We start from the raw sequence: 8767 nt of genomic DNA, 5'->3' as shown, positions 1-8767 counted from the left end.
TTTAAAACAAAGTAGGGAAAAACAAACCAGAATTAGCTAGAGGGGTGATGAAAATGAAAAAACAAAATTTTTTTGATGGGCTTGTTGCTTATAAGTATTGTTTTGCTCGGGTTAGGGGGATACGAAGCAAAGGCGGCAACGGACTACGGTTCACAATTTTTTACACATGTGGAATTACAAAATAAGAATGGTGTTGCTTCCACTAATTTTAAAGAAAATGATCGCGTGAAAGTCGTTTATAATTGGGATTTAACGCAAGCGGTGCATAGTGGTGAGACGATGACGATACCACTGCCCGCACAGCTTGAATATGTCAGTTTTGCCCCGTTTTTATTGAAAGATAATGATGGGAATACAGTAGCAGCGGCCGTTGTCGACCCTATTAATAATAAAATAACTTTGACATTCACTACATTTGTTGATACACACACAGATATTAATGGTTCGATGTTTTTTTTACGCCGATTTCAACAAGGATAACATCGTAACCGATCAGACGAACTCGATTGCTTTTCCTGTCGGCGGTGATTACACAACGCTTGACGTGATGATTCACAAAGTCACAAGCGGTGGCGGTGGAACGGTTACGCCAACCGTTGTTTTTAAGCAGGGGCGAATCGATGCTAAGGATAGTAGTCTGATTAATTGGACAGTAACGCTTAATAATGCGCTTGTGGATATCGATAATGCTTACTATACAGACATTATGGGCACTGGGCAGACACTTACAGGACTTGTGAAATTGAAATACCGCGATGCTGATAAAAATGAACGCTATTCGAGAAATGAAAACGTGACGCTTGATGCCAATCGTAGTTTTCGCTTAGAGCTAGGTGATCTTCAAGATACTTCGGTCGTCATCACTTACCAGACCAAAATGGTTGGCGGTCAGTTTAGCTATAAAAATACAGCTAAAATAGGCGGTGCAAACATTGAGGAACAAATAAGAAACGCGACTGTTAACGACTATTCAGGAGGTGGCGAAGGGGAAGGTAGCGGCAATAATCCACCACCAACAGATCCACCAATAACGCCAAAACCACCAGTTACGCCAGATCCACCGGTAACTCCCAATCCAGACACTGATCCAATCGTCGTGACACCAACAACGCCGGAAGTAAGCACGATGATAGATGGTGATAACGAAATACAAATCTATGTTGTAAAAAAAGGTGATACCCTTCCAAGTATTGCTAAAAAATTTGAAACAACAACACGCCAATTAAAAATATGGAATAAACTCACAAGTGATGAAATCAAAGTCGGACAAAAGCTAATCGTAAAAGTAACTCCGAGAAAAGTAACTGTGAAAAAACAAAATGATGCAAGTCCGAGTCCAACAACTACGAAAGCATTACCTCAAACAGGTGATACAATGAGTGGCGTTGCGAGATTAATTGGCACGCTACTTACCTTAACTTCCATGGCATTTTTATCTCGTAAAAAGTAATAGTTCTAAGGTGCTATATCCAGACGTGGAGACACTTATTAGCGACCGTGTGACCTATGAGCAATTAACACCAGGCAAAACTATCGTTTAGAAGCAAAACTGATGACGAAAAATGGTCAAACAGTATTAACGCAAGGGTCGACAACATTTCCAACAACTGGTGAAGAAACAGTAACGTGGCAACAAGTGATATTGTAGCAACACATGAAAGTCTGACTGACGCAGATCAGACTGTTACTTTCCTCATCCCGAGTCGTCAAACTTTTGCTTTTGAAACAGGGACGGATGGTCAGTATGGGTTATATCTACATCCTGATTTTAAGCTTAGCAATCGAGTGGTTTATACGGATCTAAACCTAGGTGAGCGCTATACTTTGGAGGCAACGTTAGTGGATAAAGTCGTTGGAGCGCTTGTATTTACACAAGGGACACATTCCTTTATTCCGACAACGGCCTCTGGAGGTTTTCTGTATCGTTAAACACTTTATTAGTGGACACGGTTCATTATGAAGATTTACTTGTCGGACGTGAATATACTGTAAAGGGCGTTCTAATGAATAAGTCAACAGAAGCACCATTACTTGTTGATGGCGAACGCGTAGAAGCAGAAACAATATTCACACCAGATACTACGAGCGGTGATGTTGATGTTACTTTCACATTCAATGCAAAAGGTCTTGCGGGTCAAGAGGTTGTGGCTTTTGAAAGTCTATATGCATCTGGCCAGCTCATTGCAAGTCATGAAGATTTGGATGATGAAAACCAAACTGTTCAGTTTAAGAAACCCAATCTAAAAACGACAGCAACGGATGTGGATGGAAGTAAAGACATAGAGCCCACAGATAAGCGAGTAGTGGATATTGTGAATTATACAGATTTAATTGCTGGAAAAGAACTCCTTGGTGAAACAACCTTCACTCCAGAAGAACCTAATGGCGCCATAGAAGTTTATTTTGATCTAAATGCTCGTGAACTGGCAGATAAGGAGGTTGTCGTATTTGAAAAACTATATCGTAACGGGAAAGAAGTAGCTGTACATGAAGATATTGATGATGCTTCTCAGACCGTATACTTCACACCATTATCTACAAAACCAGAGCCACCAAACAATCCACCTAGTAACCCACCAACAAACAACAAACCTGGCTCAACAGGTTAAAAGATTACAAATATTACATTACCGAGTGCGGGTGATACAAACCCTCCATATGGTATTGCTCTTGGCACATTGTTAGTTGCCATGGGGAGTATTTTATGGAGTAAGAGAAAGAAATATTAAAAGAATTAAAGTATACTAAGAGAGTAGGTAAGACCACAGCCATGGCCTTACCTACTATTTTTGTTGTTTGAATAGTTTAAAATATGTATTCATGTAATGTTTGTTTTCGATGGAGAGGGCTATTATTATCAGCGTGTCGACAAACGCTGAATTTTGGCGGAAATCACGTAAAGTGTTTTTTCTATAGTCTGTTATTATATTATCTTTCTATTTTACGAATTTGAGCAGATATTTTTAGACACAAAATAGACACAAAATAAAATGCTGATAAAAAGCCGTTTTCAAGGTTAAAATGAAATTTGTGAATTTTAACTTGCAAAATAGAGTTTTTAACCGTATAAATTATTATTATTTTTGTCTGTAATATAAAAAAAAATATGCATTATGCTAATAAATGTAGTTCAGATTAAAGGGAGGCTTCCTGCGGATTTTATTGAGGTGTATAGTTTATTGCTCAGAGAACCAAACTTGTTGCTACCTTTGTTAGAGCTACCAAATATTAATAAGGAGGGTTTAAATTGGTAATAATTTAAAATACTGAAGAATCATAAAAGTCTAAATCTGTCTTAGATAGGCAGTCTGATCCATGTTGCAAATGGTTATTTAGTGCAACAAGTTAATAATATACAGCAAAGAAGGCGAACCATTTATGCTATCTGGACGGAGAATTATTTTCACAATATTATTTATCAATCTACTCACTATGAATATATTGCCTTTGGATGTACTGAGGCAGCTATTTACAATTTCAATGCTATATTGTAAAAGTTTTCTGAACAACCATTTTTCTCCTGATCTTCTGATGGATATTTTAAGCACCAAGGAAAGCAATTTTATAATTACTCCATATGCTTACCAAAAGTTTGCAGAAAAGGGCTGTTGATATTCTAAAGTTACTTTCTATAAAAGAAGATAATGACTAACATATCCCGAAAAAGGTGAATTACCTACTAATCTCCAAGTGTTGTCAAACGTCGTCACATACCGCTAAAAAGGCAGTACAGGAACTAGAGGTGGCGAATAGAATTATATATAAGAATGATAAAATTATTTAAAAAAAACAATTCAGATTATTTTGTTTTATAGGTGTAGATAAGCTATAAAAAGACTTAAATATGGAGTAGAAAGTAGAATAGAAAACGCATAGTATGAGCATGAAAGGCAAATGAGTGTGTATAGAAAGGGGGAATCTGAGCAAACTCCATTACTGTAACAAAGTCTAAGAGAGAAAGAAAGACAAAAGTTGAGTAAAATTAAAAGGAGGGCTTACCATTTTACAAACATTAGGCGTTGACATTGACGAGGATTTTTTAAGGATATTGCTTTTCTCTAATGAATCATTTGAAAAGCATGCTAATAAGGAATTATTTCCAGTTAAAACAGTTATTGATTCTATGGTGATGGATGATCGTTCTTTTATTTATATAGAAAAAGGACTTGCTAAGATTGTGGCACGTCATAATGAGAAAGAAACGACAGTTTCATTTTCTGGGGATGGAGAATTTATTGGTTTTGCAACATTGCTATCTAAGGAAAATAACAAATATATATTGGAAACGATCTCTGAAACAACCGTTTATTTTATCGACCGCTATTTCGTATTGAATGTTATTGATAAATCAGGGTGGGGAACCTCGATTTTACTAAAATTCATTGAAAATTTGACCCAATCCGCTAATTATTATGGCAAGCTCAATCTTTTGCGGGCGAAAGAAAAAGTAGCGGCATCTTTACTGCACTTGGAATCTAAAAAAAAAAAGGCCAGCCAGACGGCTATTTACCAAAAGAGATTTGTCACTATGATTTGGCTAGCTACTGTCAAATAACGCGAGAGTATACAACGAAGATGCTATCTCAATTTGAAGAAGAAGGGCTTATTAAATTAACACCTAAGCCAATTACCATTTTAGATAGCTGTGCATTAAAAGAAATGGTTGGTTTTGAAATAGCTGGATCTCTGCATTAATAAAGGAATAGTTTTGTGAATTATATGAAATAAAACGAGCGTATTTGATGAAAGGTATACTCAAACTCTAAACGAAAAAGCTCTATTATCCTGTTTACCGTTGCGCAATCGAAGCGATGGTAAACAGGATAACAAAGCTATAGGATCTATTGTTAGCTGAGAAACTAACTAGTAACCACAAGAATCATGTAAAAAATCAATATCGAGAATAACAATCTTGCCTTCTTTGCTATACGTAATAATGTTTTCTTTCTGCAATTCTGACATGACGTAAGACACACGAGTTCGGCTAACATTCGCCACGTTCGCTAAAATTTCATGTGTGATATATTTAGGAATGCTAAACGTATTGTTCCATGTCGGATGGATTTCGCGGAAACTGTGAATAATCGAGAGAATATAATAGATTTTTTCTTTCAAATTTAGTCCTAATAGTCTCGCGGCACTATCTTTCCAGAACAACTCACGTTGAATATTTTTGAAAAAAAAGTTCATTTTTTAAAAATTTTCAGGATAAGAGTCTAGAATAGATAAAGGAATTTTTAAACCGCGTACATTAGTCAGTGTTGTATATTCGAAATAATCATCAAAATAAAAAATGTTAGGTAACAAGCCAATAATACACTTACTTGTATAGAAATTATCGTAAAGCATTTTGCCAAACGGCGAGATATGATATTTAAGGACAGAACCTTCATACATTAAAAATGCATACTTCTCCAAATCAACTTGGAATAAGCCAGGACCTTCAATGAAAAGCTCTTGAGTGCTCGCATGGTCAATAGCGTAATCTGAAAACTTAGAATTAATACGAGACAACTCTTTGTGAAACTGTATAAAGTTCATTATAATTACCTCCTTGCAGATTGCAATCTGTACACCTCTCGGTAACTATTATACAACAAAATGTAATGATAATGTTAAAATTAGCCTTCTCTTACATACTTATTCACAAGTACAGAGAGAATAAGTATGTAAGAATAATTTCTGACATACGCATTATGTCATTTCCTCTTTAATAAACAAATGCTGTTCTTTTTTTGATAATTCTTTTTTTCGTTGTTTTAAGTCTAGTAAAGCTTTTTTTATGGTCGCTGGAGTTGCTTGGCAACATTTAGATAGCAGTAGACTATTGACACGCTTTGGCACCATATAACCATCTGGGTGTTTTTTTTGAGAAGCGTTTCATGACATCTAAGATACGATCACGAATGTTTTTTGTCAGCATATAAGAGAAGTGAAAGAATTCCTCTTGCTGTCGTCTATTGTAATCAATTAAGAAATCTGGGAAAAAAGGTTCCTGTGAAAGATTGTCTAGGACCATTCGTGCATCAAACATAGCTACTTCTACATCTCCTATGGCCAGGTATTCATACTGGTTCTGTTGGAAAACATTGTGAAAAATGACATCATTTGTCGACCAAATGGCGTTCACACTTATTTTACAGATGTCAGCATTATTGACTTGTTGTAATAAAACACCTTCCGTAACATGAATAATTTTTTCAGAGTTCGCTAAATTTAAGGACTGATAACTTTTCAATGTTTTAAACTGACAAACATCAGGATGCCACGTGTCGAGATCTGTCATCTCAAGCAGTGTTATTAATAAGTTAGGTTTTTTAATTAATAGATCATGAACATGTAAAAAATCCATATTCTATACCACTCTCCATTTCTATTAAGATTACTGGTAGCCCAATAACATGTCTTAGACTAACACATATAGGAAGAGGAGATTGTAACATATGTTGTTCGCATTTTTAATAAATAAATCTCTCTTTTGCAGAAGGTTTAACAAATAATTAAGGTACATATTATAGAAGTAATAGGAGTAAAACATGACTGAAAACGTCATCAATATGCAGGTGTTTAGCAGAAAATCATGAAGACTAGCTATTAAAATACACAGAAGAGTCTATTTTGAACATCTGTAACATTTGTTACAGAGTATCGGTAGGAATCATGTTATTCTCTTTTGGGAGGAAGGAGAGTGAGCATCGACACACATATAGTAATGAGGTGTTAGCATCATGAAAAATATCCTAATTTAGCTTTATCAATCCACCATGCTAAAAAAATACCTCGTCCGGTCATAACATGTTCTAGGAAAAATAAAAAATGGTAGGGGGATTGGTATATATTGTATAGAAGCAGATAATAAAAAGGAGTATCGAGTAGATATGGAATGAAAAAAGCATCATGTAACATATGTTACATCATCAAATTAGGTTTATATATATACTAGTAATTGAGACAGGCAGTCAGACATTATCAAATTCAAAATATCAGGAGGAACTGAATGAAGAAAAATCTAAAAAAAGTTATTGTTGTTATGATGTTATGTATATTGGTGATTAATCAGTTATCTATGCAGTTAATGGCATCAGCAGCAGGGGGATATAATTGGGGCGACCAATTTATTGATAGTGTAGAACTTACAGATGGTAGTGGAAAACCTATTGAATCTATTCCTACAGACAAAGCCTTTAAAATTAAATATACCTTTAGTATTCCAAATACGATAGATGTTGATCAAGGCGATAAAATGGAGGTTACACTTCCTAAGGAGCTTCAAACAGCGCAAAATAATGAGCTTCAGTTTAAGGATAGGAATGGAGAACTTGTTGCGACTGGTCAAGCAACGACACAGGGTGGGCAACAATATGTTGTCACATTTACGGATTACCCTGAGAGAAAATCAAATGTTTCTGGATATTTTGAATTTTTTGTTAAATTTTCAGATGATATTACTCCAGGAGAAGAAATTGAAATTGAATTTGATCTTCCAGGAGGAAAAGTGGTAGTACCAATTAAGCCAGAAGAACCAAGCGGTGGTGGCTCAAACCCAGAGTCACCTGAGTGGGGTGATACGTTTATTAAGACTGGAACTTATATACCGTCAGAGAACATGATACGTTGGGAAATAACTATTATTCCGGATTTGTTGCCTAACCCTGCTTTTCCCGTTCTATACGAGTCGATGAATAATGTGAAAGTGTATGATGAACTGGGGCCAGGACAGAAGTTTGCTGGTTTTATGAAGGAAGATGAGGTAGGCGTGCATAGAGCCTATAATAAAAACGGTAAGACAGGTATCGCTTATGGGAATTCTTGGCAACAAAAAATTAGCAATTATAATGCTACGAACGGGACATTTGAAGTTGATTTGGGCAATATTAATGATGGTATGGGAAGAAAAATCTTTTATAATACTATAATTACAAACCCTGATCAAGTTGAATTTACTAATAACGCCCGTGTAGTATCAACAGAGAGAACAGAAGATATTGGGAGTAAGATTAGGGTAGAAGGTGGATCCGGTGGAGCAGAAGGTGAAAATGCAGGATTTACGGTTGTCAAACAAGATGATTCTGGTAATGCCTTAGCTGGAGCTAAATTTGATTTATATCGAATTTCTAATGGTAATAGAACTTTAATTAAAGAGAACATGGAATCTGGTAATGATGGTAAAATTAGTCATGATGAAACTTTGAAATTTGGGAATTATGAATTAGAAGAAGTAGAAGCGCCAGATGGTTATAAATTATTAGATAAGCCATATGCTTTTGAACTTAATGAAAAAGGTATTAAAGAATTAGAAATCCCAATTATCAATGAAAAATTAGAAATCCCAGTAGGTTCTGTAGAACTTATCAAACACGATGAAGCAGATGAAAATAAAGGACTAGAAGGAGCAGAGTTTGACCTCTTCCGCGGCACACCAGGATCAGGTACACTCGTAAGTAAGCATGTAACACCAGCATCAGGCGTCATTCAAGTAAACAACTTAGAATTTGGAAACTACTATTTTGTGGAAACAAAAGCACCAGCAGGTTATGAGTTAGATCCAACACCAAGAACGTTCACGATTGGCGAAGGGCAAGTAACCGTACCATTGGAGTTAAGTGTTGCGAATAAAGCAATCCCAACACCAGTAGGCTCCGTAGAATTAATCAAATACGATGAAGATGATGAGAGTAAAGGACTAGCAGGGGCAGAGTTTGACCTCTTCCGCGGCACACCAGGATCAGGCACATTCGTAAGTAAGCATGTAACACCAGCATCAGGC

General features: G+C 36.0%; 11 protein-coding genes. 8 read left to right on the top strand and 3 right to left on the bottom strand.

All coding sequences use genetic code 11. From position 1 onward, the window contains the following. Window positions 1-102 precede the first annotated feature (102 nt). The 7 genes from PROCOU_RS16775 to PROCOU_RS19365 all read left to right on the top strand — a co-directional run bounded on the left by PROCOU_RS16775 (window position 103) and on the right by PROCOU_RS19365 (window position 4695). The gene (locus PROCOU_RS16775; RefSeq protein WP_159101237.1) at window positions 103-480 is read left to right on the top strand and encodes an Ig-like domain-containing protein; all 378 of its coding nucleotides are present in this window, start codon (window positions 103-105) and stop codon (window positions 478-480) included. Continuing rightward, the gene (locus PROCOU_RS13755) at window positions 440-1450 is read left to right on the top strand and encodes a collagen binding domain-containing protein (RefSeq protein ID WP_051994418.1); all 1011 of its coding nucleotides are present in this window, start codon (window positions 440-442) and stop codon (window positions 1448-1450) included. Before PROCOU_RS16775 ends, PROCOU_RS13755 begins: the two co-directional genes overlap by 41 nt. Window positions 1451-1626: 176 nt before the next feature. Continuing rightward, complete coding sequence (locus PROCOU_RS13750; protein WP_036073462.1) at window positions 1627-1929, top strand: VaFE repeat-containing surface-anchored protein; 303 nt, start codon at window positions 1627-1629, stop codon at window positions 1927-1929. An 11-nt stretch (window positions 1930-1940) separates the two neighbouring features. Then, window positions 1941-2609, top strand: coding sequence for a VaFE repeat-containing surface-anchored protein (locus tag PROCOU_RS13745; protein WP_036073460.1), 669 nt, complete (start codon window positions 1941-1943; stop codon window positions 2607-2609). A 3-nt stretch (window positions 2610-2612) separates the two neighbouring features. Beyond that, a complete protein-coding gene (locus PROCOU_RS19370; protein WP_077913460.1) occupies window positions 2613-2729 on the top strand; it encodes an LPXTG cell wall anchor domain-containing protein in 117 nt (38 codons plus the stop codon). Window positions 2730-4048: 1319 nt separating this feature from the next. Beyond that, on the top strand, window positions 4049-4555 hold the full coding sequence (locus PROCOU_RS13735; protein ID WP_036073455.1) for a Crp/Fnr family transcriptional regulator: 507 nt from the start codon (window positions 4049-4051) through the stop codon (window positions 4553-4555). A 20-nt stretch (window positions 4556-4575) separates the two neighbouring features. Further along, entirely contained in the window at window positions 4576-4695 is a 120-nt protein-coding gene (locus PROCOU_RS19365) for a hypothetical protein (protein ID WP_425268389.1), read from the top strand. Window positions 4696-4863: 168 nt separating this feature from the next. Here the strand turns inward: PROCOU_RS19365 and PROCOU_RS13730 are convergent, their stop codons facing one another. The 3 genes from PROCOU_RS13730 to PROCOU_RS13720 form a co-directional block, all read right to left on the bottom strand. Beyond that, a complete protein-coding gene (locus PROCOU_RS13730) occupies window positions 4864-5115 on the bottom strand; it encodes a helix-turn-helix domain-containing protein (protein WP_159101235.1) in 252 nt (83 codons plus the stop codon). Between the two features lie 78 nt (window positions 5116-5193). Next, entirely contained in the window at window positions 5194-5541 is a 348-nt protein-coding gene (locus PROCOU_RS13725; RefSeq protein WP_036073451.1) for a hypothetical protein, read from the bottom strand. 283 nt (window positions 5542-5824) lie between these two features. Next, complete coding sequence (locus tag PROCOU_RS13720) at window positions 5825-6352, bottom strand: hypothetical protein (protein WP_036073448.1); 528 nt, start codon at window positions 6350-6352, stop codon at window positions 5825-5827. 645 nt (window positions 6353-6997) lie between these two features. Between PROCOU_RS13720 and PROCOU_RS13715 the strand changes: the two genes are divergently transcribed. After that, a partial coding sequence (locus PROCOU_RS13715; RefSeq protein ID WP_036073445.1) for a SpaA isopeptide-forming pilin-related protein occupies window positions 6998-8767 on the top strand: 1770 nt, incomplete at its 3' end.

This window comes from Listeria rocourtiae FSL F6-920 (assembly GCF_000525975.1).
Lineage (GTDB): Bacteria > Bacillota > Bacilli > Lactobacillales > Listeriaceae > Listeria_A > Listeria_A rocourtiae.
Note: the sequence above shows the minus strand (reverse complement) of the source record. Positions and strands in the feature narration are given on the sequence as shown.